Raw genomic sequence first — 23901 nt, 5'->3', positions numbered from 1 at the left:
TTCACCTACCCGTGCAGGAGCCTTGCATGCGCCGTCTCACTCAACTTGGACTCACCTTCTGCCTGTCCTTCGGCCTGCTGAGTGGAACGCCCCAAGCGAACGTCCTCGACGCCGAGCAGAAGCTCATCAGTGAGGCGTTCTACTACACCTATCCGCTCTACAAGCTGTCCGACTACCGCTGGATCGCCCTCAACGACGCGACAGCCCGTACCCATACCCAGCTCAACAAATTCACCCATTCCCGCGAGATCACGACGCCGGAAGATCGCTGGGCCAATGCGCCAATTGTCGATGCGCTGTACTCGACCGCCTGGATGGACCTCGCCAGCGGCCCGGTCACCTTGCACGTACCCAATACGGGCAAGCGTTACTACGTGCTCACCCTGATCGACTTCTACAGCAACACCTTCTCCTATACCGGTACTCGCGCGACCGGCAATGCTGCTCAGCGCCTGTGGCTGGTCGGGCCTGACTGGAAGGGCGACGTGCCGGCGGACGTGCGCCTGGTGCGGGCGCCAACCAACGATGTCTACGTGAACCTGCGGGTGCTGGTGGATGGCAAAGCCGACCTCCCGGCGGCGCACGCCGTGCAGGATGGCTTCCAGATCGAGCCCGCCAGCACGGCCAGCGCCAACACGCCGGTTCGCCCCCAGCCCCTGCGCGACGATGCCGAACGCTATCTGCAAGTGATCAACCAGATGCTCGAGCTGGATCCACCACCGCTGGAGCAGCGTCAGAAGCTGCAGGCGTTCGCCAAGGTTGGTGTCTGCGGCAAAGCCTGTAGCTGGGACAAACTGTCCACGTCGCAACAGCAGGCCTGGCGTACAACGCTGCCGAAACTGCAGGCTGCCTTCATGCAGACCTACCTGCAGATCAGTGCAGCCAACAGCTGGATTGACTACAGCCCGCCCGGCTCGCTGCTGGGTACCGACAAGCAACGGGACTTCCAGCAGCGGGCCTACGCGCTTGCCCTGGGCATGGGCATGCTTGGCCTGCGCAGGGAAGAGGCCAACTACTGGATCACCCTGCGTGACGGACGGGGCCACGCCCTGAAAGGTGATGCCCGCTACCGCTTGCGCCTGCCACCAGGCGGCCTGCCCGCGCAAGCGTTCTGGTCGATCAGCCTGTACACGGCCGGCAAGGACGGACAGTTCCTCTACGCCAACCCATTGAAGCGCCACCACCTGGGTGATCGCACCGGTCTCACCACCAACCCGGACGGTAGCGTCGACATCATCCTGCAGCCGCTGCCGCCCGCCGAGCTTCACAGCAACTGGCTGCCAACACCGGCCGATGGCCAGGAATTCGAACTGTTCGTCCGCGCCTACATACCCGCGTCCGAGGTACTGGCAGGCAGCTTCAAGATGCCGCCGGTGCACCGGGTGGACTGAACCTGGAACCGAACCTCTTCACCCTGGCGAACCTGCAAGGCCGGTTCGCTGATCCCGGGCATGCCGGGAGGCGGGCGCCGCGATGGCGCCGCCGCCCGGCAGTAGTTGCAACAGCACGTTGGAAGACCTGAAACAAACTGTCCGTAAAGTCAGCATTTCCTAACAGCTCACCTCACGAGGAAAACAACAATGAGAACACTGCTCCGCGCAGGCCTCGGCCTCGCCGCGCTCGGCCTGTCCGTGCACGCCAGTGCCTTGAACATTCTCCTGACCAACGACGACGGCTGCCGCGCCCCCGGTATCGATGCCGTCTACCAGGCGCTGGTCGCCGCCGGCCACCAGGTGACCCTGGTCGGCCCGCAGAACGACAGCAGTGGCATCGGCGCGGCCAGCGTCGTGGTGCCCGGCCAGGCCGTCGCCATCACCCAGCTCGCCCAGGGCAAGTACTGCGTCGGCGCTCCTGCCGGCTACACCCCGCCGGCCGGCAAGACCTCGGCCATCGGTACGCCGGTGGACGCGGTGAACGTGGGCCTCGACCTGCTGCTGAAGGACAACCGCCCGGACCTGGTGGTCTCCGGCACCAACTTCGGTGACAACGTCGGCCCGCTGACGCAGATGTCCGGCACCGTGAACGCCGCTGTCCGCGCCATGTTCAAGGGCGTGCCGGCGGTGGCAGTCTCCACCGCCATCGACCTGCAGCTGATCGCACAGAACCCGCAGGCCGGTTACCAGAAAACCCTCAACGCCATGGACGACACCGCGCGCTTCGCCGTTCGCGTGATCAACCGCGCCGCCGCCATCGGCGCCGAGGCCAAGCGCATCTGCGACAAGAGCCACGGCAAGGCCAAGCCCCACTGCGAGACCAACGTGATCGGCCTGCCGGGCAACACCGGGTTGAACATCAACTATCCGGCGCTGGAGTCGGGTGAAGTGACAGGCGTGGCCTTTGCGCCGATCAGTGACTGGGGCAACGTGGTCTTCCAGCCGCAGCAAGGCGCTGACGGCGTGGTACGGGTGAACCTCGTCCCTCCGCCCGCCCCCACCGCCGAGCAGAAGCAGGGTGACTCCTACCAGCTGTCCCTCGGCAAAGCGGTGATCACCCCCATCGACGGCAACTACACTGCCTCGCCACTGGTCCAGGCGCAGGCGAAGCTGATGCTGGGTGGCGTGAAGCCCTAAGCTTTCGGTGATGAAAAAAAGAGCCCCGCAAATGCGGGGCTTTTTTTGTGCGGCCTGTAGGTGGTGGCTGAGCTACGCGAAGCCCAACGGTGCCGACCTGATACCACGCCATGTTGGGCTTCGCTGCGCTCTGCCCAACCTACGAAAGGCGAATCGTGCGTTGTGGAAATTCTGGATGAACCACGAATGGTGGACCGGTGAAGCGTGGTCCACCCTACAAAAGCGCATCGTGCGTACAAGGGTGGATGTCGCTCTTCACATCCACCAGCGGAGTTCGGGTGAACCCCACGTCTTATGCGTCAAACGCCGTATCCCCCATCCACCGCCAGCACCTGCCCGGTGGTGTAACCGGCGCGATTGGAGGCGAGGAAAGCCACCGCTTCGGCCACCTCTTCCGCCATGCCCCAGCGCTTGATGCAGAGCTTGGCCTGCACCGCTTGCTTCCACTGCTCGTCGAAGGTGCCGTCGGCCCAGAGGCGGTGGAAGATACCGGCGTCGATCACGCCGATGGCCACGCTGTTGGCACGGATGCCGTGGCGGCCTTCTTCCTTGGCGATGCCCTGGATCAGTGATTCGATGGCCGCCTTGGGTGCCACGGACAACACGTCGCCCTCGGGCCAGCGGAACAGTCCGGCGGAGCTGATATGCACGATCGAGCCCCCGCCCTGCTCGCGCATATGCGGCAACAGGCACAGAACCAGGTTGAGGAAGCCGTTGAGGTCGGCGTCGATCACCCGCTTCCACTGCGCGAGGTCGAGATCGCCGATGCGCGGCTGGCTGATGTCCGAACCGGAGGCAATCACCAGGGTATGAATGCGCCGGCCGGCGGTGAGATCCTTTAGCGTCGCGGTAACGCCCGCTTCGTCGCCCAGCGTCAATTGCACCGCCTCGGCACGACGACCGCGCTCCATCACCGCGCCCACCACGGACTGCGCGCGTTCGGCGTTGCGGTGGTAGGTGAGTACGACATCGCTGCCAGCTTCGGCCAGGCGCTCGCAGATCGCCTGGCCCATGCCACCACTGCCGCCCACTACCAGGGCGACGCCGTCGGGGAATGCTTCACGAGTCATGGGGGTTCCTTGTTGTTGTGAATAACTCGGAGTCAAAGCTTCTTGTTGTGGGGGCGAATTCATTCGCTAAGCAGGCCGCAGGTCTGCCAGGGAGACTGCTTCGCAGTCCATAGCGAATGAATTCGCCCCCACAAGGGAAAAGCAGCGTCGAGTCAGGCAAACACCGACGGCTGGTTGAGCACGCAACGAATCCCACCCGGCAACCCCATGCTGGCCACGCACTGGTTGCAATGGGTGCAGGCGCTGCGCCAGGTCGAGCCTTCGTGCTGCAGGCGCTGCGGCAGCTGCGGGTCATTGAGCAGGGCGCGTCCGAGCGCGAGGAAATCGAAGCCTTCCTCCGCTGCCTTCGCCATGCCTTCGCCGCTGGCCACGCCGCCGAGGTACACCAGCGGCATGCTCACGGCACGCCGCATCTGCCGGGCGAGTTCGAGGAAGTACAGCTCCTCGAATGGCAGGCTGGGGAAGCTGGCGCCGCCGAACCATTTCATGGCGGTGCGCTGCAACGGGTTCTTCTCCAACGGCACCATCTGCGCCAGCGGGCTGTCGCCGCGGAAGAGGAACATCGGCGTGCGGCTGACCAGCCCGCCGCTCATGACGATGGCGTCCAGTCCCGCCTCTTCCAACAAGCGCGCGGCCTGGCAGGCTTCCTCGATCTGCAGGCCACCGGCAAAGCCATCGCTGAGATTGAGCTTGGCCAGAATGGGGAAATCGCGCCCCACCGCTCCACGCACGGCTGCCAGCACCTGCAGTGGCAAGCGCATGCGGTTCTCCAGTGCGCCGCCGTAGGAATCGCGGCGCTTGTTCAGGGCCGGCGAAATGAACTGGCTGAGCAGGTAGCCGTGTCCCATGTGGATTTCGATGGCATCGAAGCCCGCATCGCGGACCAGGCTGGCCGCTGCTGCGTACTCAGCAACGGTGCGGCCGATGTCGGCGATACTCATGGCACCGCCGAAGGGAATGCCGGAGAACAGGCCGTACTGGTTGATGCAGGCACTTGGGCCGCGAGGACGTGGAATGTTCTGCGGACGGTTGCGGCTGAAGTAGCCGCAGTGGGCCAGTTGGGCGGAAATGGCGCCGCCTTCGGCGTGCACAGCCGCCGTCAGGCGTTGCAGCTGCGGGAAGATGCCGGCGTGCATCCACATCTGGTCGGCGAAGGTCAGGCCGTCGGGCGAGACACCACAGTAGGCCACGGTAGTCATACCGACGCCGCCGCGAGCCATGCTCGCGTGATGGTTGATCAGGTCGTCGCCGGGAATTCCGCCGGGGCACATGCCCTCGAAGGTGGCCGTCTTGATCAGCCGATTGCGCAGCTGAAGTCCGGCCAGTCGAGCCGGTTGCAGCAAACTGTCGAGGTGCTGGTTCATGCCTGCTCCCGATCAAAGGGGACGAATTCGGCGACTTCCAGCTCGAAGCCGGACACCGCCTTGAAGTTCACCGGGAAGCTCAGCAGGCGCATCTTGCGAACGCCCACGTCCCGCAGGATCTGCGCGCCGATCCCCAGCGTGCGCTGCGGAAAGCTCGGCGCTCGGGGTTTGTGCTCACCCTGCTGGAGTTGTTCGATCAGCGCGGCCGGGGTTTCCTGATGGGCCAGCAGGACCACGACGCCAGCCCCCTCCTCCGCCACCTTTGCCAGTGAGCGGTCGAGGTTCCACTGCCCGGGGTGACTGTCGAGCAGGTCCCGCAGGGTTTCCGCCGCCTGCACCCGCACCAGCGCTGGCCGGTCGCGGCGGACTTCGCCACGTACCAGGGCCAGGTGCAGTTGTCCCTCGTAGTCGTCCAGGTATGTGATGACGCGGAACTCGCCGTGACGGGTCTGGATCGGATATTCGCCCGAGCGGCGAATGGTGCCTTCATGGAGGATGCGGTAGTGGATCAGGTCGGCCACGCTGCCCAGCGGCAGGCTGTGCCGCTGGGCGAAGTCGCGCAGGGCCTGGCCGCGTGCGGGTTCGCCGTCTTCGTCGAGAATGCTCACCAGCACGGCGGCGGGCATGAGGCCGGCGAGGCGCGCCAGGTCGCACGCGGCCTCGACATGTCCGGCACGCTGCATCACGCCGCCCGGCTGGGCACGCAGGGGGAAGATGTGACCGGGCTGCACCAGGTCGCTCGCGGCGCTCGCCGGGTCCACCGCGACCGCTACCGTGCGCGCGCGATCGGCCGCGGAGATGCCAGTGGAAACCCCGGTGCGCGCCTCAATGGACAGGGTGAACCCCATGCCGTGGCGGGCCCGCGAGTTGGGCACCATGAGTTCCAGGCCGAGGGCCTTGCAACGCTCCTCGGTGAGCGCCAGGCAGATCAGCCCGCGTGCTTCGCGGGCCATGAAGTTGATGGCGGCGGCATCGGCGCGGCCGGCGGCGATCACCAGCGAGCCTTCGCCTTCGTCTTCGTCGGTTACCACCAGCATCGCGCCGCTGGCCATGGCCTCGATCAGTCGCTGCGGGCTGTCCATGGTCACTCCTTTCAGTTCAATGCGCGGCGCAGGTCGGCACAGGCGGACTCCAGCGCCGCCTGGGCACGTCCAACGAACGCAGCCATGCTGATAAAACCGTGGATCATGCCTTCGCAACGCTCGAGGCGGACCTGCACCCCGGCCTGTTGCAAGCGCTGGGCGAAGGCTTCGCCTTCATCGCGCAGGGGGTCGTATTCGGCGCTGATCAGGGTGGTGGGCGGCAGGCCGGCCAGGTCCTCGGCGCGCACCGGGGAGGCCAGGGCGTCGTCGACCAGTTCGGTGCGCGGCAGGTATTGGCTCCAGAACCAGCGCATCTGTTCGCGGGTGAGGAAGTAGCCCTCGGCAAAGGCTTCATGGGATGCGCTGTCGCAACGAGCATCGGTGGCCGGATAGAACAGGCACTGCCAGGCGATGCGCGGGCCCTTGCGAATGTGCGCCAGTCGGCTCACGGCAATGGCGAGGTTGCCCCCGGCACTGTCTCCGGCCACGGCCAGGCGACTGGCATCGAAGCCCAGTTCACGGGCACGCTCCACCAGATCGCAGGTGGCGCGGTAGCAGTCGTAAGGCGCCGCCGGGAAGCGGCTCTCCGGAGCCAGTCGGTAGGCCACCGACACCACTACGGCGTTGCAGAGGCGCGCGAGGCTGCGGCAGAGGTTGTCGTGGGTATCGATGTTGCCGATGACGAAGCCACCGCCGTGGAAGAACACCAGCAGCGGCAGGTCGTTGCGATCCTCCGGGCGGTAGAGGCGCGCCTCCAGCTCACCCTCGGCGCCGGCCAGGCGGAGGTTGCTCACCTCGAACAGGCGCTCACCAGGAATCGGCGGCATCAGGTTGTCGCAGAACTGCCGGTACTGCACGGGGTCGAGCTGGCTGTAGTCCGGTTGCGGCATGCCGCTGAATTGCTGGAGCACGGCGGCGATCTGGGGATCGAGGGACATGGTGGCAGTCCTTAGGCTTCGGCCATCTGGAAGACCGGGTTGGTCTCGTCGAGGATGCTGGTGAGGCGCCGTTCCAGCGCCGGTTTGAAATTCTTGTGGGGCAGCAGCCAGAAGCGTCCGGCCTCGATGCCGGCGAAGACTTCGCAAGCGAGCTCACGGGGGTCCATGCCCTGGCGGATGCTGCTGTCGAGCAGGGCATCGAGCTGGCCGGTGGCGGCGCCAGCGACCCGGTTGGACGTCATGATGTCGCTGGCCACGGGCCCAGGGCAGAGCACCGCAACACCGACCTGGGACTGCAACACAGCCAGTTCGTAGTGGAGGGTTTCCGACAGCGCCACCACCGCCTGCTTGCTGACGGTGTAGGGACCGAGCATGGGGCTGCAGACCAGTCCGGCCAGGGACGCGGTGTTGACCACCTGTGCCGGGCGTTGCTGGGCGAGCAACAGCGGGACGAAGCTGCGGATGCCGTTGATCACGCCACCCAGGTTGATATCCAGCAGGCGCTGCCAGCGGCTGGCCTCGATTTCCCAACTGAAGCCGGTCTGCATGATGCCGGCATTGTTGAACAGCAGATCGACGCCGCCGAAGCGTTCGACAGCGAGATCGCGCAAGGCATCCACCTGGTCCGCGTCCCCCACGTCGGCTACGCGGCTGGCCACTTCGACACCCTGCTCCTGAAGCTGCGCGGTAAGGGCCGCCAGGCGCTGCGGGTCCACATCGCTCAGCACCAGACGCAGACCACGTGCGCCCCCTTCTTCCGCCAGGCCGCGACCTATGCCGCCGGCCGCACCGGTGATCACCGCCACCTGGCCCTGTTCGATTCGCATGGCTGACGCCCCTTGCTTTTGTTGTTGTCGGAGCCAGTAGAGCCGCTTCGGCTGGCCAATCCATCGTCCGAGCGGACGAGGACGTGACTTACTCGGCGACTTGCAGGACCTGCTTGCGCCGCACGCGTCCCTGCTGGAGGCGTTCGTGGGCACTGGCCACCTCAGCCAGCGGCAGCAGGTCGAGGGCTGGTGGGCGCACTCGGCCAGCGGCCAGCAGGGCGGCAATGCGTCCCAGCATTTCGCCGCTGGGCATGCGGCTGTAGGCCACCGCCGTGCGCAGTCCGCGCCGAGCCGCTTCGGCATGGTCGGGGCCAGAATCGCCCGGTGCCAGGGTAAGTATGGCGACGAGGGCACCACCGGGGCGCAACAGGTCGAGACCGTTCGGCAGGCTGCCGCCCCCGATGCAATCGAGCACCAGGTCCACACCTTCCGGAGCCCATTGCCCAAGTGCCTTGTGGATATCTTCGGATCGATAGTCGATGGCGAGCTCGGCACCCAGGACGCATGCCTGGCTGGCGTTGGCGGCGCTGCACGTTGTGGCGATCCGCGCCCCGGCACAGCGGGCGAACTGGATGGCGAAGCCGCCTACCGCGCTGCCGCCACCATGAATCAGGACGGTCAGGCCAGGACGCAGCGCGCCTTCTTCGAACAGGCCGGTCCAGGCTGCCAGTGCCGGAGTCGGCACGGCCGCAGCAGCAGCGAAGTTGAGGTTGTCCGGCATGGGTACCAGGGAATCGCGGGATACGCAGGCGTACTCGGCGTAGGCCCCCCATTTGCCGGCGCCGACATCGCTCTGGGCGAACACCCGGCTGCCCGGAACCAGATCATTCACACCTTCACCCAGTTCGGCGACGGTACCAGCGAGGTCGAAGCCAAGAATGAATGGGAAGCGATAGTCGAGGAAGCCGCCCAGGTAACCCTCGCGACACTTCCAGTCCGCCGGGTTGACCCCGGCGCAGACCACCCGCACCAGCACTTCACCGGGGCCAGGGCGGGGGCGTTCGACTTCCGTCAGTTGCAGTACCTCGGCTCCACCAAGGCGTTCGATGACCACTGCGCGCATGCGAGTCTCCGAGTCAGTTTCCAATTGAGTGGCGCGCCTGGGAGCAGTCTTGCCCGAAGGGACAAATGGCATGGGCGACGCACATCGGTTGATGTCAGCGCCTGTTTGTTGCGCTTGCCCGCAGTAAAACCGCGGCGTCGACCAGGGCCATCGTCCGATCAGACGATGCCGGGAAATGCTGGCTCCGCAGAATCCGTTCAGTGCATCCGCTGCGCCGGTCTGCCTGAGCCGCAAGCAGCCCTCGAGAACCCCGATGGGAGAACAAGAACATGAGTACCCTGCACCGAATCGAAGCCAAGCAGCTGGAACCCCGCTTCGCGCGAGGCTGGCATTGCCTGGGTCTGGCCGCGCAATACCGCGACGGCAAGGCGCACCGCCTGGATGTGTTCGGCACCCGCCTGGTGGCCTTTGCCGGGGAAGACGGGCAAATCCGCATCCTCGACGGTTTCTGCCCGCACATGGGTGCGGACCTGAGCCAGGGCTGCGTCGAAGGCGACGCAATCCGCTGTCCCTTCCACGAATGGCGCTGGCGCGCCGACGGCGTGTGCGATGACATTCCCTACGCCAAGCGCATCCCCCCACGGGCGAAGATCAAGTCCTGGCCGGTGTCGGAGCAGAACAATCTGCTGTTCGTCTGGAACGATCCGGAAGGCAATGGGCCGATCGAGGAGCAAGCAATTCCTCGCATCGACGCCTCCTTCAGCGATGAGTGGGCCGACTGGGAAGTGGCGGAGCTGAAGATCGACACCAACTGCCGCGAGTTGATCGACAACATCTCCGACATGGCTCACTTCGATGCCGTGCACGGCACCGACCTCAACCACTTCAGCAACACCTTCGAGCGCCACATGGCAGTGCAGGTGATGCGCGGCTGCAGCGCGCGCCTGTCCGGCGACAGTGAGCTGACCACGGTGGCGACCTACTACGGCCCGGCCTACCAGATCACCGAAATGACCGGGGCCATGGGCGGCGTGCCGATCCATTCGATCCTGCTCAACTGCCACGTCCCCATCGACCTGAACAGCTTCACCCTGCGTTACGGCGTGCTGGTGAAGAAGGTGCCCGGCCTGACCGACGAGCAGAACCGCGAAATGGCCAAGGCCTATGTGCAGCAGGCCCAGAACGCCTTCTACGAAGACGTGGCCATCTGGCACAGCAAGACCCGTGTGGACAACCCGCTGCTGTGCGATGGCGACGGTCCGGTCTACCAGTTGCGCAAGTGGTACGACCAGTTCTACACCGACATCGCCGAGCTGCCCGCAAGCCTCGCCGAGCCGCGTTCTTTCGTTGTACTGGACATCACCGAGACCGCCTGAGTCCGTTAGGGATCGATCGTCTCCCGATCAGTGGGAGACGATCAGTCTTGATGAACGGTCCCTTTAGTCTGTAAGAAGCTCCCTACAAAAATAAAATGCGGTTCAGGTATGGCACACAATCTCACGCTCGATGAGTTCAGCGGGATGCTCGGCAACCTCTATCAGGGGCCGCTGGAAGACATCCCCTGGGCAACCTTTCTCAATCAGTTGAACCAGTACCTGCAGAGCAAGTACGTCACGTTCATCCTGCGACCGCCGAGCGAGCATGCCGAGGGCCTGATGGTCAACACCACGGGCAGCTCCTCCGAAGTCACGGCGTCCTACAACAAGCATTTCTTCGCCCTGGACCCCTTCGTCGACCTGCCCAACCGACAAGTGGTGACAAACAGCGAATTCCTTTCCCGCACGGATTGGGAAGAGTCGGAGTTCTTCAAGAGCTTCCTGGAGCCGGTGGGGGTATTCCATATCCTCGGCGCGGACATCCGAACCAGCGACGGCGCGCAATGCCGCATCCGCGTCAGCCGGGGCCGCGAGGACGCGGAGTTCACCGACGACGACAAGGCGCTGGTGGCGCAGTTCATCCCGCACCTGGAACGCTCGATCAAGATCCACATGCAGCTCAATCGCATCGAGACCGAGCGCAACCTGTACGCCGGCGCGGTGGACCAGCTCGCCGTGGGCACCATCATCCTCGACGAGGACGGCAAGGTGCTGCAGACCAACCGCGTGGCCGAACGCCTGCTGCATGACAAGGACGGTCTCAAGCTGATCAACGATGGCCTGCAAGTGGGCAACCCGCGGGATACGCAGGAGTTCCGCCGCCTGGTGAAGCAGGCCCTGCAATCGCAGAAGAACAACCTGCCCTCAGTGGTGGAGGCCCTGCGCGTGCAGCGGCCGTCCGGCAAGGCGGACCTCGGCATCATCGTGCGTTCGGTGCCGCTGTCGGCCTGGAACGAAGGCAAGCAGTGCCCTTCGGTGGTGATTTTCATCAGCGATCCGGAGCAGGAATCCAGCGCGCCCCAGGAGATCGTCAAGGCGCTGTTCGACCTGACACCCGCCGAAGCCCAACTGGCCATGCTGCTGGCCAACGGCCTGACCCTGGACGAGGCGTCCGACGCCCTGGGGATCAGCCGCAATACCGCACGGGCGCACCTGCGCTCCACCTTCTCCAAGACCGGCGTGACCCGCCAGACCATGCTGGTGCGCTTGATCCTGCGCAGCGTGGCGACACTGGGCTGAGCGGTCTGTCCCGCGCCGTTTTTGTAGGAGCGAGCTTGCTCGCGAATAGCCCCCGCGCGCAGCCCTTCGCCAGCAAGCTGGCTCCTACAGCGAGTGCGACGTTGGGCTGAGCGATCTGGCCCGCGCCGTTTTTGTAGGAGCGAGCTTGCTCGCGAATAGCCCCCGCGCGCGGCCGTTCGCCAGCAAGCTGGCTCCTACAGTGTCACCTGCAAGCTCTAGCTCCACCAGTGACGTAGTCCATCCAGACGATGCCCCAAGGCCCGATGCGCGCGACGCTCTGTCAGGTCCGCCAAGGGAGCCCGCCATGCGCAGCCTGCCCACCATCCTCAAGACCGAACTGCGCGCCAGGAGCGACTGGTTCCAGATCGAAGCCCTGCACCTGGAGTTCGCCAACGGCCAGCAGCGGGTTTACGAGCGTCTGCGGGGCTCCGGCTATGAATCGGTGCTCGTCGTGGCGCTGGCCGATCCACAGCACGTGCTGCTGGTGCGTGAGTACGCCGTCGGCGTGGAGCAGCGGGTGCTGGGCCTGCCCAAGGGCGGGGTCGAGCCCGGGGAAACCACACTACAGGCGGCCAATCGTGAACTGATGGAGGAAGTCGGTCTGCGCGCCGGTTATCTCCGTGAACTGGGTGTACTGACCCTGGCGCCCGGACACCTGTGCCATAGCTGCCGCGTGGTGCTGGCTGAAGACCTGCAGCCCTGCACCGCCACGGGCGATGAGCCGGAACCCCTGGAAGTCATGCAGGTTCCCCTGTCACAGCTGCCGGCCCTGGTGGCGTCAGGTGAGCTGCAGGAAGCGCGCGCCATTGCCGCGCTCTTCATGGCACTCAGCAGGTCGCCCCGAATCTAGTCCATTCGGACGAGGCAGCTTGTCGCAGCAGTTCCTAGTCTTGCCCCACAACAAGATGTCCCTCCATCGCAGAGGAATGACCATGACAACAAGAACAAAGCTGTGCCTCGCCGTTGCCATCTGCGCCTTCGGTGCTGCCTACACCGCAGTGCTGATGCGCCCCCTGCCGCAGCCCCTGGCCGCGACCCAGTACTGTCCTCCGGCATACCCCACGTGCATCATGCCGGTTGCCACCATAGGGTCGATGTTGCGCTGATCGCTGTGCTGCGGCACACCGCGACCGGATGCCGCACAGCTGCCATGAATTCCACCGCTAGGTGCCCACGCCACGCGTGTTGCGGCTTGGCGCCCCATCACGGCTCATCTGATATGGTTTTTACCGTCTGATCTGAATCTGTTTTGCCGATCAGTGCCTTCCTATAGTCCGTCTCGCCGTAACAGCCTGATGGGCACTGATCATGAGCGAGAGAATTCCAGCGCAGGTAATAGAGGTCACCCCCAGCCTGCCGCCGATTGCAAGCAAACCCCTTTCCGCCTCCAACGGACCTGTCCACACCCGTAGCTTCACCGGTTTCTACCGTGACCTGCGCCGCGTCGGCGCGGGTCTGCTGTGCTTGTTGTTCTTCGGCACGCTCTGGCTCGACTGGGGTGGTCGACAAGCGGTGCTGTGGAGCCTGGAAGACAGCAAGTTCTATATCTTCGGCGCCACGTTCTGGCCCCAGGACTTCATCCTGCTGTCGGGGCTGCTGATCATCTGCGCCTTCGGCCTGTTCTTCATCACGGTGTTCGCCGGCCGCGTCTGGTGCGGCTACACCTGCCCACAGAGCGTCTGGACCTGGATGTTCATGTGGTGCGAGCAGGTCACCGAAGGCGACCGCAACCAGCGCATGAAGCTCGCCGCCGCGCCCTGGAGCGCAAGCAAGTTGCTGCGCCGCTCCGTCAAGCACGGCCTCTGGCTCGCCATCAGCCTGGCAACCGCCATCACCTTCGTCGGCTACTTCACGCCGGTGCGCGAACTGGTGACGAACCTGGCCACCTGGGAAGTCGGCGGCACCGCGCTGTTCTGGGTGATCTTCTTCGCCGCCGCCACCTATATAAATGCAGGCTGGATGCGCGAGCAGGTGTGCATCCACATGTGCCCTTACGCCCGCTTCCAGAGCGTGATGTTCGACAAGGACACGCTGATCGTTTCCTACGACGCCACCCGCGGCGAATCCCGTGGGCCGCGCAAGAAAGGCAGCGACCCCAAGGCCCAGGGCCTGGGGGACTGCATCGATTGTCAGATGTGCGTGCAGGTCTGCCCCACTGGCATCGACATCCGCGACGGCCTGCAGATCGCCTGCATCGGCTGCGCCGCCTGCATCGACGCCTGCGACTCGATCATGGATCGCATGGGCTATGCCCGCGGGCTGGTGGGCTATAGCTCGGAGCGTGCGCTGGAAGGTGGCAAGACCCACTTGCTGCGGCCACGACTGATTGGCTATGCCATTGCCCTGGTGCTGATGATCGTCGCCCTCTTCTGGCTGGGCGCCACTCGCCCGCAGCTGTCGGTGGACGTGATCAAGGACCGTGGCATGTTCCGCGAGAATGCCGCTGGCGAGATCGAGAACATCTACAACCTCAAGCTGATCAACAAGACCCAGCGGGAGCAGCGCTACATAGTGGAGCTGGAAGATGTCCCCGGCTTCCGCCTGCAGGGCGAGCACGAGGTCAGCATCGGTGCGGGCGAGATTCTGTCCCTGCCGGTTTCCGTGGCGCACACCGACGACAGCGGCCCGGCCGGCTCCCGCCCGCTCCGCTTCGTGGTGCGCAGCCTGGACGACCCGGCCACCGAGGCGAGCGCCAACAGCACCTTCGTCAGCCCGAGGCGCTGAAGCATGGCCCGGGATCATGGCGGCGCACGCGCCGAGCGCTTAGAGTTGGGCACCGCATTGCCGCTGCCCAACCAGGAAAAGATGAAGCGCTACGAGAAATTCGCCGACGAAATCGCCGAACTGATCCGCACCGGGGTGCTGGCCCCAGGGCAGAAGGTGCCCTCGGTGCGCCACGCGAGCCGCACCTACGGCGTGAGCGCTTCCACCGTGTTCCAGGCCTACTACCTGCTGGAGAGCCGCGGGCTGATCATGGCCCGTGCGCGCTCGGGCTACTTCGTCTGCGAGCATGTACGCCGGCCGCTGCCGGAACCCCAGCCCGGACCGAGGGAAGCCGCAACCACCGAGGTGGACGTCAGCGAACTGGTGTTTTCGGTGCTCAGCTCCATCAAGGACCCGGACACCGTGCCTTTCGGCTCGGCTTTCCCCAGCCCGGAACTCTTCCCCCTGCAGCGTCTCGCTCGCTCCATGGCCCATGCGGTGCGGGAGATGGACCCGCGCTCGACGGTGGCCGACATGACGCCGGGCAACCATGCCCTGCGCCGGCAGATTGCCTTGCGCTACATGGTCGGTGGCCTGCCGCTGCCCATCGAGGAACTGGTGATCTGCAACGGCGCGCTGGAGGCGCTGAACCTCTGCCTGCAGGTGGTGGCCCGCCCCGGTGACCTCGTCGCCATTGAGGCGCCAGCCTTCTATGCCAGCCTTCAGGTACTCGAGCGGCTGAAACTGAAAGCAGTGGAAATTCCCGTGCACCCGCGCGATGGCATCGACCTGCAAGTACTGGAAGACAGCCTGGAGCGGCTGCCGATCAAGGCCTGCTGGTTCATGAGCAACTTCCAGAATCCGCTGGGCGCCAGCCTTTCCGAAGACAAGAAACGCGAACTGGCGGCGCTGCTGGCCAAGCACCAGGTGCCGATGATCGAGGACGACGTCTACGCCGAGCTGTACTTCGGCCAGCACGCCCCCAAACCGGTCAAGGCCTTCGACACCGAAGGCCTGGTGATGCATTGCAGCTCCTTCTCCAAGAGCCTGGCGCCCGGCTACCGGGTGGGCTGGGTTTCAGGTGGGCGCTTCGCCGGGCAGATCGAGCGGCTGAAGCTGATGACCAGCATCTCCGCTTCGGTGCCGGCCCAGGCTGCAATCGCCGACTACCTGCAACATGGCGGCTATGACCGCCACCTGCGCAAATTGCGTTACGCCCTGGAAAGCCAGCGCAATGCGATGCTTGCGGCAGTGGCCCGGCACTTCCCCGAAGAAACTCGCGTCAGCCGCCCTGAAGGCGGCTACTTCCTCTGGCTCGAATTCCCCGAGCAGGTGGACTCGCTCCGCCTGTTCCAACTCGCCCTGGCCCAGGGCATCAGCATCGCGCCGGGGCCTATTTTTTCGGCAACACGGCGTTTCGGCCATTGCGCTCGCCTCAACTATGGCCATCCCTGGAGCAATTCCAGTGAACAGGCAATGGAAACTCTCGGCAGGATAATCCGGTCTCTTCTGGGCAACTCCTGATACTGCAAGTGCAGATATCCGTCACATGAATGGGAAGCTCCAACAATGGAGCTTTCCCATTTGCTTGTTATACTCGGGACTGTTCCATCTGGGCTCTTACAGAAATCGACATCTAATCCCAGATTATTCGCAGGGACTTTCCGTAGTACGCGGTTAAGTCCCGACTAGTTGCGAGTAACGAACATTGTCCTACAAGAAGGTCGCATCGACGGCCTCTACCGGGTGACCGACGCCAAGGGGGCCAAAGCCTCTAGATCACCCGCTGCAGCTGAAGACCATTAATCAGAGAGATGGATTAACCACGTGACGAAAGACGAACTGCGCGCCGAACTCGAGCGCCAGGCGCAACGTTACAAGGATGTATACGGTGGCGAAGTAACCACCTACGCTGCGCAAAGGGACCCCGAGCGCAAGCCCTGGCGAAAGAAACCCAGCCTGCTCGACAAGAGCTTCGAAAGAGAGCTGGAAAAGATCGAGAAAGAGTTGCGAGAGGAACCCTGACAGATTGTCGCACCCCGCCCGTCGGGAGAATCGCTCGTATTGATTTGCGACAACTTCAGTAGGGAACGTTGGAAGCCGCTCGGCGTCAGGGACTGGGCGACGACCGGTTTTCTGGCATAATCGCGGCCCCTTCATGACCTCAGTCACAAAACTTTCATGTTCGATCTCTTCAGCGGGCTAGATGCCTGGCTGGTGCTGAGCCTCTGTCTCGCCCTGGCATTCGTCCTGACCTTCGAGTTCATCAACGGTTTCCATGACACCGCCAACGCGGTGGCCACAGTCATCTACACCAAGGCCATGTCGCCCTACCGGGCGGTGTTCCTTTCGGGAGTCTTCAACTTCCTCGGTGTGTTGCTGGGCGGCGTTGGCGTGGCCTATGCCATCGTCCACCTGCTGCCCGTGGAACTGCTGATCAATGTCAATACCGGCCATGGCCTGGCCATGGTGTTCAGCCTGCTCACCGCGGCCATCGCCTGGAACCTGGGCACCTGGTACTTCGGTATTCCGGCTTCCAGCTCCCACACCCTGATCGGTTCGATCCTCGGTGTCGGCCTGGCCAACGCCGTTCTGACCGAAGTTCCGCTTGCCGAAGGCGTGAACTGGGGCAAGGCCATCGATATCGGCCTGTCGCTGATCTTCTCGCCGGCAGCCGGTTTCCTGGTCGCTGCCCTGGTGCTGCTCAGCCTGAAGTGGCTGTATCCGCTGTCGAAGATGCACAAGACGCCGGAAACCCGTAAAGAACTGGACGAGAAGAAGCACCCGCCCTTCTGGAACCGCCTGGTGCTGGTACTTTCCGCCATGGCCGTGAGCTTCGTGCACGGTTCCAACGACGGCCAGAAAGGCATCGGCCTGATCATGCTGGTGCTGATCGGTATCGTGCCGGCCAAGTTCGTCCTGGACCTGAACAGCACCACCTACCAGATCGAGCGTACCCGCGACGCGGCGACCCACCTGAGCCAGTTCTACCAGCGTCATACCGACACCCTCGGCGAGATGCTGGCGCTGGGCAAAAGCAATGGCAGCGAGATGCCGCAGCTTTATCGCTGCGATCCCAAGCAGACCGAGCCGACCATCGCCGCCCTGCTCAACAGCCTCAACGGCGTGGCCAACTACCGTGACCTGAGTGACGAAACCCGCGTGGAAGTCCGCCGCTACCTGCTCTGCCTGGACGACACCGCGAAGAAGGTAGGCAAGCTCTCCGAACTGCCGGCCCGCGAAAAGGCCGACCTGGAGAAGCTGCGCAAGGACCTGACCGCCACCACCGAATACGCACCGTTCTGGGTGATCCTGGCCGTGGCCCTGGCCCTTGGCATCGGCACCATGGTGGGTTGGAAGCGCGTGGTACGGACCGTCGGAGAGAAGATCGGCAAGCACGGCATGACCTACGCACAGGGCATGAGCGCGCAGATCACCGCGGCCTGCGCCATTGGCCTCGCCAACGTCTACAGCCTGCCGGTGTCTACCACCCACGTGCTGTCCTCCGGCGTCGCCGGCACCATGGTCGCCAACAAGAGCGGCCTGCAAGGTGGCACCGTGCGCAACATCCTGATGGCCTGGGTGCTCACCCTGCCGACCACGATCGTGTTGTCCGCCGCCCTCTTCTGGCTGGCCATCACCTTCATCGTCTGATTCGGACGAGCATGAAAAAGGGCGCCTTGTGGCGCCCTTTTTCGTTCTGTAAATCGCTGCGCTTCTGTAGGGGCGAATTCATTCGCCAAGGGCGGCGAAGCTGCCCCCAAGTGAATCGCAGGGCAGACCTTCGGCCTGCATGTCGATTGAAATCGACCCCACAAAGGCAACCGCACACCTCAACGGCGCTTGCTACCACCCAACAACGATCCCATCAGGCCGCGCACCAGTTGCCGGCCGAGCTGGTTGGCCGCCTGGCGCACCGCGGTCTTCATCGCCTGACTGGCGAAGGAGCCCAGTAACTCACCGGCAAGATCTCCCATGCCAGGTGGGCTGGCCTGCGCCTTGCCGCCCTTCTGCGCCGGCTCTTCGGCGGGTGCCTGGGCGGCACGGGCGGTGAGCATTTCATAGGCGGATTCGCGATCGATCGGCTTGTCGTAACGCCCGGCCTGTGGCGAGCTTCGCACCAGCGCGGCGCGTTCGCTGTCATTCAGTGGGCCGATTCGTGACTGAGGCGGTGCGATGGCTACGCGCTGGACCATGGCCGGGGTGCCCTTCTCTTCCAGCGTCCCCACCAACGCCTCGCCGATGCCCAGTTCAGTGAGCACGCTCAATGAGTCGAACGCGGGATTCGGGCGGAAACCATCGGCCACTGCGCGCAGCGACTTCTGTTCCTTGGCGGTGAAAGCGCGCAGGCCATGCTGGATGCGCAAGCCGAGCTGCGCCAATACGTCATCCGGCAGGTCGCTGGGGGATTGAGTGACGAAGTACACGCCAACACCCTTGGAGCGAATCAGTCGCACCACCTGCTCCAGGCGCTCCTGCAGGGCCTTCGGGGTACCGGCGAAGAGCAGATGCGCCTCATCGAAGAACAGCGCCAGCACCGGCTTGTCCGCATCGCCACGCTCAGGCAATTGCTCGAAGAGTTCGGCCAGCAGCCAGAGCAGGAAGGTGGCATAGACCTTGGGCGCCTCGTGGACGAGCCGACTGGCGTCCAGTAGATGGATGCGCCCACGGCCGTCGCGGTCCGGCTGGAGAATGTCCTCCAACTGCAGTGCCGGCTCGCCGAACAGCGCCTCGGCACCCTGCTGCTCCAGGGTGGCCAGGCGTCGCAGGAGGGCCTGGGCGGAGGCGCCAGCGAACAGGGCACGGTCCTCCCCCAGCAGTTCCGGGTGATCCTTGAGATGGTTGAGCAGCGCCTTGAGGTCCTTCAGGTCGAGCAACAGCAGGCCTTCGCGGTCGGCGACCTGGAAGGCGGCATAAAGCGCGGCCTGCTGGCTGTCGGTCAGCTCCAGCAGGTTGCCCAGTAGTAACGGGCCCATCTCGCTGAGGGTGGTGCGCAGCGGATGGCCAGAGTGCCCGGCGACATCCCACAGGGTTACCGGGTAAGCCTGCGGCCGATGACCAAGCCAGGGCATGGAAGCGATGCGCTCGGCCACCTTGCCCTGGGGATTGCCCATGGCGCCAAGGCCGCAGAGATCGCCTTTGATATCCGCCGCGAACACCGCCACACCGGCATCGCTGAAGACTTCGGCCAGGCGCTGCAGGGTCACTGTTTTGCCGGTGCCGGTCGCGCCAGCGATAAGACCATGGCGATTGGCCAGCTTCATGGCCTGGGAGACGGCAGTGCCCTGGGGGTCAGCGCCGAGAATCAGGGAGTTTTGATCGGGCATTTCGCCTTCCTCGGTTAAAGCTTTCATTGATTCCCGCCGATATATAAACCGACGTTTCTACTCAGTTTTTCAGCACTCACGTGCCATGAAGACTGGTGCCTGACCCAACCGGACGCAAGCAAACATGATCAAAAACCTCAGGTTCAGCCACAAGATTCTGCTCGCCGCCTCGCTGGTGGTCATTGCAGCCTTCTCGCTGTTCACCCTGTACAACGATTACTTGCAAAGGAATGCGCTCCGAGACGATCTGGAAAACTATCTGCAGGAAATGGGCGATGTCACCGCCAGCAATATCCAGAACTGGCTTTCGGGCCGAATTCTGCTGGTGGAAAGTGTGGCCGAATCCCTTGCAGCCAACCCTTCAGCCGATGCCGTACCTGCACTGCTGCAACAGCGGGCACTGAGCTCGACTTTCGCGTTCACCTACTTCGGCACGCAAGACGGGCAATTCACCATGCGCCCGAATAGCGCGATGCCCGATGGCTACGATCCGCGCACCCGCCCCTGGTACCAGGGCGCCAAGAGTGCCGGCGGCACCACGCTCACCGAACCCTACGTGGATGCGGCAACCGGCCAGTTGATCATGACCATTGCCACGCCGGTGCAGTCCCTCGGCGTCGCGGGCGGCGACCTGAGCCTGCAGACACTGGTGCAGATCATCAATGCGCTGGACTTCGACGGCATGGGCTACGCCTTCCTGGTCAGCGCCGACGGCAAGGTCCTGGTGCATCCGAACAAGGACCTGGTGATGAAGAGCCTGCGGGACATCTATCCGCAGAACACGCCCGCCATCAGCACCGGCTTCAGCGAAGTCGAAGTGGACGGCACCACGCGCATCCTCACCTTCGCCCCGGTTAAAGGACTGCCCTCGGTGAACTGGTACATCGGCGTATCGGTGGACAAGGACAAGGCCTACAGCATGCTCAATGAGTTCCGCGCGTCGGCCATCATCGCCACCGTGATCGCCGTGGTGATCATCATGATCCTGCTCGGCATGCTGATCCGCGTGCTGATGCAGCCTCTGCACATCATGGGTCGCGCCATGCAGGACATCGCCCAGGGTGAAGGCGACCTGACTCGCCGCCTGGCGATCCACACCCAGGATGAGTTCGGCGAGCTGGCCAGCGCCTTCAACCGTTTCCTCGAGCGTATCCACAGTTCGATCCGCGAAGTGTCTTCGGCCACTAATCAGGTCAATCAGGTCGCCAAACTGGTGCTCAACGCCTCCAACTCGTCCATGAGCAACTCCGACGAGCAGGCCAACCGCACCAACAGCGTCGCCGCCGCGATCAACGAACTCGGCGCCGCGGCCCAGGAAATCGCCCGCAACGCCGCCGACGCCTCGAACCAGGCGTCTTCCGCGCGCACCCTGGCCGAGGATGGCCGCCAGGTGGTGGAACGCACCATCTCCGCGATGAACGAGCTGTCCGGGAAGATCCGCGCCTCCTGCGGCAACATCGAGACGCTGAACAGCAAGACGGTGAACATCGGCCAGATCCTCGAAGTGATCAAAGGCATCTCTGAACAGACCAACCTGCTGGCGCTCAACGCCGCCATCGAAGCCGCCCGCGCCGGGGAAGCCGGCCGTGGTTTCGCCGTGGTGGCCGATGAGGTACGCAACCTGGCCCACCGCACCCAGGAGTCGGCGCAGGAAATCCAGCAGATGATCGAGGAGCTGCAGGTCGGCGCCCGCGAGGCGGTCACGACCATGACCGAGAGCCAGCGCTACAGCGAGCAGAGTGTGGAAATCGCCAACCAGGCCGGCGAGCGCCTGGGCAGCGTGACTCACCGCATCGGCGAGATCGACGGCATGAACCAGTCGGTGGCCACCGCCACCGAGGAACAGACCGCCGTGGTCGACTCGCTGAACATGGACATCACCGAGATCAACACCCTCAACCAGGAAGGCGTGGAAAACCTCCAGGCAACCCTGCGCGCCTGTGCCGACCTGGACCAGCAGGCCGCGCGCCTGCAGCAGTTGGTGGGCAGCTTCCGGATCTGACGGCTACCCTCTCCCCCGGCCCCTCTCCCTGAAGTGGAGAGGGGTGACTCGCGCCTGGCAATTCGTCGCAAGCCTGCACGATCTACTCCCTCTCCCTTCAGGGAGAGGGTTGGGGAGAGGGAAACCAACCCGCAGCAGAGCCACAAACAAGAAAGGCGCCCTAGGGCGCCTTCTTCGTTTCTTCCTCTTCCTGCGTCTTTCGCCACAACTCCGCCGCGCCGGGGAACTCGGTGCCGTTCTCCTCGCTCAGCTCATCGGGGTCATAGCGTCGTACGCAGCCTTCGCCAAGGGTGGGCGGCGGGTTGGAGGTGGCTCGGTCAAGTGGGTCAGCCATGGGGCAATCCTCAGACTTCCGGGGGTTGTTCAGCGTCATGCCGGGCAAAACCTTTCACGGCAAGCAACACATCGCGTCGACTGATTTGGCCGATCAGCACGCCCTCTTCGACTACCGGGAAGCGCTGACGCTTGTCGCGCAGGAAACGCTGGCAGATGTCGATGATGTCAGCTTCGGGGGAGACGGTCTCCAGCTGGGTCGACATGCATCCGCCGACACTGCCAATCGCAGCCTCGCAATGGGCGCCGGAAAGAATGCCGCCCAAGCAGTCGCCTTCCGAAAGCATGCCGATCAGATGGCCCTGGGAGTCCACCACGGGAGCACCGGAAATCCGGTGCTCCAGCAGCCGCTCGATGGCGAGGAGAAGATCGGTGTCGGACCTGAAGGTCACCAGGTGGCGCGTCATGCAGTCGCGCACCTTGATCGACTTGAGCATGGGCGGGCTCCTCTGCCGGTTGGCCGGAGTGGATGCCCACCAAGCTCGTCAGTTGAACACGACGGTCTTGTTGTCGTGCACCAGCACCCGGTCTTCAAGGTGATAGCGTAGCCCACGGGACAACACCATCTTTTCCACGTCCTTGCCGAAGCGAACCATGTCGTCGACGCTGTCGCGATGGGTCACGCGCACCACGTCCTGCTCGATGATCGGACCGGCGTCCAGCTCTTCGGTGACGTAGTGGCAGGTGGCGCCGATCAGCTTCACGCCCCGCAGCGATGCCTGGTGGTAAGGCTTGGCGCCCACGAAGGACGGCAGGAAGCTGTGATGGATGTTGATCACCTGGTGGGCGTAGCGCTGGCAGAGTTCCGGCGGAAGGATCTGCATATAGCGGGCAAGCACGACGGTATCGGCGTTGTGCTCTTCCACCAGGCGCGAAACCTCATCGAAGGCCGGCTGCTTGTTCTTCGGATCCACCGGCACGTGGAAGTAAGGGATACCGTGCCATTCCACCATGCTGCGCAGGTCGTCGTGGTTGGCGATCACGCAGGGGATCTCGCAATCCAGTTCGCCGCTGTGCCAGCGGTGCAGCAGGTCGGCCAGGCAGTGGGACTCGCGACTGGCCATCAGTACGACGCGCTTCTTCACCTCGGAGTCGGTCACCCGCCAGTCCATGGCGAACTCACGGGCGATGGGCGCGAACGCCTGGCGGAAACCATCCAGATCGAAAGGCAGGGAATCGGCACGGATTTCATGGCGCATGAAGAACCAGCCGCTCTGATTATCCGAATGATGGCTGGCCTCGGTAATCCAGCCGTTGTAGGTAGCCAGGAAGTTACTGACCTTGGCTACGATGCCGACGCCGTCCGGACAGGCAATCACCAGACGAAATGTGCGCATTTGGGAACACTCCAGAGACTTCACGAAGGCGGCCATTCTAGCCAGTACGCACAAAAACTTCAGTAACCACGTGGCTTGCAGCGGATTGCCCGCCATCGGGAAGAAAACCCAAGGCACAACTAAGGGGCGAAAGCCGACATCGATATAGCGAGTGTACGAAGCGCAATTACGCACTTGAACGACCAGCGGACTAGTATGAAAGAAGAAGTCACCGACAATGCGTACAAAAGTTTTCCTGCTTATTTACTTGCAGATAATCGCTGTCTATTATTGATGACACTTCGCAATCGCAAGTCAACGTACGATTCCAACAAGGGACGCCGACATGTCGCTGATCAACGAATACCGGGCAACGGAAGAAGCCATCAAGGAGCTCCAGGAGCGCCTGAAGAACCTGTCCCAGGACGACAAGCTGAAAAAAGAACTTGAGTTCGAAGGCAAACTGCGCACTCTGATGGGCGAATATCAGAAATCCCTGCGCGACATCATTGCCCTGCTCGACCCCGATGCCCGCTCCGCCAAGGCGCCCCGCGCCGCCAAAGCCGCTGGTAGCGGCAGCAAGCGCGCCCGCAAGGTCAAGCAGTACAAGAACCCGAACACCGGTGAAGTCATCGAAACCAAAGGCGGCAACCACAAGACTCTTAAAGAGTGGAAAGCCAAGTGGGGCGCCGACGCCGTTGAAAGCTGGGCCACCATCCTGGGCTAAGCCTTCGGCAATAAAGAACGCCAG

Annotated in this window: 22 protein-coding genes; 12 read left to right on the top strand and 10 right to left on the bottom strand. The window is 63.8% G+C overall.

The window, feature by feature from the left end:
- Positions 1-26 precede the first annotated feature (26 nt).
- Positions 27-1391 (top strand): DUF1254 domain-containing protein, encoded by a 1365-nt coding sequence (locus tag E8E95_RS30300; RefSeq protein ID WP_280356117.1) that lies wholly within the window; start codon positions 27-29, stop codon positions 1389-1391.
- Positions 1392-1580: 189 nt separating this feature from the next.
- Positions 1581-2570 (top strand): 5'/3'-nucleotidase SurE, encoded by a 990-nt coding sequence (locus E8E95_RS30295; protein WP_280356116.1) that lies wholly within the window; start codon positions 1581-1583, stop codon positions 2568-2570.
- Between the two features lie 299 nt (positions 2571-2869).
- On the opposite strand, the gene E8E95_RS30290 is transcribed toward E8E95_RS30295, so the two are convergent.
- The 6 genes from E8E95_RS30290 to E8E95_RS30265 all read right to left on the bottom strand — a co-directional run bounded on the left by E8E95_RS30290 (position 2870) and on the right by E8E95_RS30265 (position 8914).
- Positions 2870-3640 carry an SDR family NAD(P)-dependent oxidoreductase gene (locus E8E95_RS30290; RefSeq protein ID WP_280356115.1) on the bottom strand — a complete coding sequence of 257 codons (771 nt, stop codon included), beginning with the start codon at positions 3638-3640 and terminating at the stop codon, positions 2870-2872.
- 152 nt (positions 3641-3792) lie between these two features.
- Positions 3793-5004, bottom strand: a complete 1212-nt coding sequence (locus tag E8E95_RS30285) for an NADH:flavin oxidoreductase (protein ID WP_280356114.1) — start codon at positions 5002-5004, stop codon at positions 3793-3795.
- Positions 5001-6086, bottom strand: coding sequence for a 3,4-dihydroxy-2-butanone-4-phosphate synthase (gene ribB / locus E8E95_RS30280; RefSeq protein ID WP_280356113.1), 1086 nt, complete (start codon positions 6084-6086; stop codon positions 5001-5003). Before ribB ends, E8E95_RS30285 begins: the two co-directional genes overlap by 4 nt.
- Positions 6087-6097: 11 nt before the next feature.
- Positions 6098-7024, bottom strand: a complete 927-nt coding sequence (locus E8E95_RS30275) for an alpha/beta hydrolase (protein ID WP_280356111.1) — start codon at positions 7022-7024, stop codon at positions 6098-6100.
- Positions 7025-7035: 11 nt separating this feature from the next.
- Positions 7036-7851, bottom strand: a complete 816-nt coding sequence (locus E8E95_RS30270; protein ID WP_280356109.1) for an SDR family NAD(P)-dependent oxidoreductase — start codon at positions 7849-7851, stop codon at positions 7036-7038.
- 88 nt (positions 7852-7939) lie between these two features.
- A complete protein-coding gene (locus tag E8E95_RS30265; protein WP_280356108.1) occupies positions 7940-8914 on the bottom strand; it encodes an NADP-dependent oxidoreductase in 975 nt (324 codons plus the stop codon).
- 269 nt (positions 8915-9183) lie between these two features.
- On the opposite strand from E8E95_RS30265, the gene E8E95_RS30260 reads away from it, so the two are divergent.
- From E8E95_RS30260 to E8E95_RS30225, 8 genes are all read left to right on the top strand, one after another.
- Positions 9184-10230, top strand: a complete 1047-nt coding sequence (locus tag E8E95_RS30260) for a Rieske 2Fe-2S domain-containing protein (protein WP_280356106.1) — start codon at positions 9184-9186, stop codon at positions 10228-10230.
- Positions 10231-10338: 108 nt separating this feature from the next.
- Positions 10339-11469 carry a LuxR C-terminal-related transcriptional regulator gene (locus E8E95_RS30255; protein ID WP_280356104.1) on the top strand — a complete coding sequence of 377 codons (1131 nt, stop codon included), beginning with the start codon at positions 10339-10341 and terminating at the stop codon, positions 11467-11469.
- A 304-nt stretch (positions 11470-11773) separates the two neighbouring features.
- Positions 11774-12319, top strand: a complete 546-nt coding sequence (gene nudE, locus E8E95_RS30250; protein WP_280356103.1) for an ADP compounds hydrolase NudE — start codon at positions 11774-11776, stop codon at positions 12317-12319.
- Positions 12320-12401: 82 nt separating this feature from the next.
- Positions 12402-12575: a hypothetical protein gene (locus E8E95_RS30245; protein WP_280356102.1), complete on the top strand. Its 174-nt coding sequence runs from the start codon at positions 12402-12404 to the stop codon at positions 12573-12575.
- A 202-nt stretch (positions 12576-12777) separates the two neighbouring features.
- Positions 12778-14193, top strand: a complete 1416-nt coding sequence (ccoG, locus tag E8E95_RS30240) for a cytochrome c oxidase accessory protein CcoG (RefSeq protein ID WP_280356101.1) — start codon at positions 12778-12780, stop codon at positions 14191-14193.
- A gap of 81 nt (positions 14194-14274) precedes the next feature.
- Positions 14275-15696: a GntR family transcriptional regulator MpaR gene (gene mapR / locus E8E95_RS30235; protein ID WP_280356200.1), complete on the top strand. Its 1422-nt coding sequence runs from the start codon at positions 14275-14277 to the stop codon at positions 15694-15696.
- A 303-nt stretch (positions 15697-15999) separates the two neighbouring features.
- Complete coding sequence (locus tag E8E95_RS30230) at positions 16000-16197, top strand: hypothetical protein (RefSeq protein ID WP_077522498.1); 198 nt, start codon at positions 16000-16002, stop codon at positions 16195-16197.
- A 156-nt stretch (positions 16198-16353) separates the two neighbouring features.
- The gene (locus E8E95_RS30225) at positions 16354-17826 is read left to right on the top strand and encodes an inorganic phosphate transporter (RefSeq protein ID WP_179061633.1); all 1473 of its coding nucleotides are present in this window, start codon (positions 16354-16356) and stop codon (positions 17824-17826) included.
- 179 nt (positions 17827-18005) lie between these two features.
- Here the strand turns inward: E8E95_RS30225 and E8E95_RS30220 are convergent, their stop codons facing one another.
- On the bottom strand, positions 18006-19499 hold the full coding sequence (locus tag E8E95_RS30220; RefSeq protein WP_280356100.1) for a helicase HerA-like domain-containing protein: 1494 nt from the start codon (positions 19497-19499) through the stop codon (positions 18006-18008).
- A gap of 124 nt (positions 19500-19623) precedes the next feature.
- Here E8E95_RS30220 and E8E95_RS30215 point away from each other — a divergent pair, with 124 nt between their 5' ends.
- Entirely contained in the window at positions 19624-21501 is a 1878-nt protein-coding gene (locus E8E95_RS30215) for a methyl-accepting chemotaxis protein (RefSeq protein ID WP_280356099.1), read from the top strand.
- A gap of 160 nt (positions 21502-21661) precedes the next feature.
- Here the strand turns inward: E8E95_RS30215 and E8E95_RS30210 are convergent, their stop codons facing one another.
- From E8E95_RS30210 to purU, 3 genes are read right to left on the bottom strand one after another with little or no spacing between them, the layout of a single operon-like run.
- Positions 21662-21835, bottom strand: a complete 174-nt coding sequence (locus E8E95_RS30210) for a hypothetical protein (RefSeq protein WP_280356098.1) — start codon at positions 21833-21835, stop codon at positions 21662-21664.
- 10 nt (positions 21836-21845) lie between these two features.
- Entirely contained in the window at positions 21846-22271 is a 426-nt protein-coding gene (locus E8E95_RS30205) for a CBS domain-containing protein (protein WP_280356097.1), read from the bottom strand.
- Positions 22272-22319: 48 nt separating this feature from the next.
- Positions 22320-23171 (bottom strand): formyltetrahydrofolate deformylase, encoded by an 852-nt coding sequence (gene purU, locus E8E95_RS30200; protein WP_280356096.1) that lies wholly within the window; start codon positions 23169-23171, stop codon positions 22320-22322.
- 325 nt (positions 23172-23496) lie between these two features.
- Between purU and mvaT the strand changes: the two genes are divergently transcribed.
- Positions 23497-23877 (top strand): histone-like nucleoid-structuring protein MvaT, encoded by a 381-nt coding sequence (gene mvaT / locus E8E95_RS30195; RefSeq protein WP_280356094.1) that lies wholly within the window; start codon positions 23497-23499, stop codon positions 23875-23877.
- Positions 23878-23901 lie beyond the last annotated feature (24 nt).

Source organism: Pseudomonas sp. BN414 (assembly GCF_029871275.1).
Lineage (GTDB): Bacteria > Pseudomonadota > Gammaproteobacteria > Pseudomonadales > Pseudomonadaceae > Metapseudomonas > Metapseudomonas resinovorans_C.
Note: the sequence above shows the minus strand (reverse complement) of the source record. Positions and strands in the feature narration are given on the sequence as shown.

What these genes read in the sequence shown, in the direction of transcription:
- ribB (WP_280356113.1), bottom strand. Translation starts at nt 6,086, where the DNA reads ATGGACAGCCCGCAGCGACTGATCGAGGCCATGGCCAGCGGCGCGATG.
- E8E95_RS30210 (WP_280356098.1), bottom strand. Translation starts at nt 21,835, where the DNA reads ATGGCTGACCCACTTGACCGAGCCACCTCCAACCCGCCGCCCACCCTT.
- E8E95_RS30245 (WP_280356102.1), top strand. Translation starts at nt 12,402, where the DNA reads ATGACAACAAGAACAAAGCTGTGCCTCGCCGTTGCCATCTGCGCCTTC.
- E8E95_RS30275 (WP_280356111.1), bottom strand. Translation starts at nt 7,024, where the DNA reads ATGTCCCTCGATCCCCAGATCGCCGCCGTGCTCCAGCAATTCAGCGGC.
- E8E95_RS30255 (WP_280356104.1), top strand. Translation starts at nt 10,339, where the DNA reads ATGGCACACAATCTCACGCTCGATGAGTTCAGCGGGATGCTCGGCAAC.
- mvaT (WP_280356094.1), top strand. Translation starts at nt 23,497, where the DNA reads ATGTCGCTGATCAACGAATACCGGGCAACGGAAGAAGCCATCAAGGAG.
- E8E95_RS30265 (WP_280356108.1), bottom strand. Translation starts at nt 8,914, where the DNA reads ATGCGCGCAGTGGTCATCGAACGCCTTGGTGGAGCCGAGGTACTGCAA.
- E8E95_RS30290 (WP_280356115.1), bottom strand. Translation starts at nt 3,640, where the DNA reads ATGACTCGTGAAGCATTCCCCGACGGCGTCGCCCTGGTAGTGGGCGGC.
- E8E95_RS30220 (WP_280356100.1), bottom strand. Translation starts at nt 19,499, where the DNA reads ATGCCCGATCAAAACTCCCTGATTCTCGGCGCTGACCCCCAGGGCACT.
- E8E95_RS30205 (WP_280356097.1), bottom strand. Translation starts at nt 22,271, where the DNA reads ATGCTCAAGTCGATCAAGGTGCGCGACTGCATGACGCGCCACCTGGTG.
- E8E95_RS30270 (WP_280356109.1), bottom strand. Translation starts at nt 7,851, where the DNA reads ATGCGAATCGAACAGGGCCAGGTGGCGGTGATCACCGGTGCGGCCGGC.
- E8E95_RS30300 (WP_280356117.1), top strand. Translation starts at nt 27, where the DNA reads ATGCGCCGTCTCACTCAACTTGGACTCACCTTCTGCCTGTCCTTCGGC.
- E8E95_RS30215 (WP_280356099.1), top strand. Translation starts at nt 19,624, where the DNA reads ATGATCAAAAACCTCAGGTTCAGCCACAAGATTCTGCTCGCCGCCTCG.
- nudE (WP_280356103.1), top strand. Translation starts at nt 11,774, where the DNA reads ATGCGCAGCCTGCCCACCATCCTCAAGACCGAACTGCGCGCCAGGAGC.
- E8E95_RS30225 (WP_179061633.1), top strand. Translation starts at nt 16,354, where the DNA reads ATGTTCGATCTCTTCAGCGGGCTAGATGCCTGGCTGGTGCTGAGCCTC.
- mapR (WP_280356200.1), top strand. Translation starts at nt 14,275, where the DNA reads ATGAAGCGCTACGAGAAATTCGCCGACGAAATCGCCGAACTGATCCGC.
- E8E95_RS30295 (WP_280356116.1), top strand. Translation starts at nt 1,581, where the DNA reads ATGAGAACACTGCTCCGCGCAGGCCTCGGCCTCGCCGCGCTCGGCCTG.
- E8E95_RS30260 (WP_280356106.1), top strand. Translation starts at nt 9,184, where the DNA reads ATGAGTACCCTGCACCGAATCGAAGCCAAGCAGCTGGAACCCCGCTTC.
- ccoG (WP_280356101.1), top strand. Translation starts at nt 12,778, where the DNA reads ATGAGCGAGAGAATTCCAGCGCAGGTAATAGAGGTCACCCCCAGCCTG.
- E8E95_RS30285 (WP_280356114.1), bottom strand. Translation starts at nt 5,004, where the DNA reads ATGAACCAGCACCTCGACAGTTTGCTGCAACCGGCTCGACTGGCCGGA.
- purU (WP_280356096.1), bottom strand. Translation starts at nt 23,171, where the DNA reads ATGCGCACATTTCGTCTGGTGATTGCCTGTCCGGACGGCGTCGGCATC.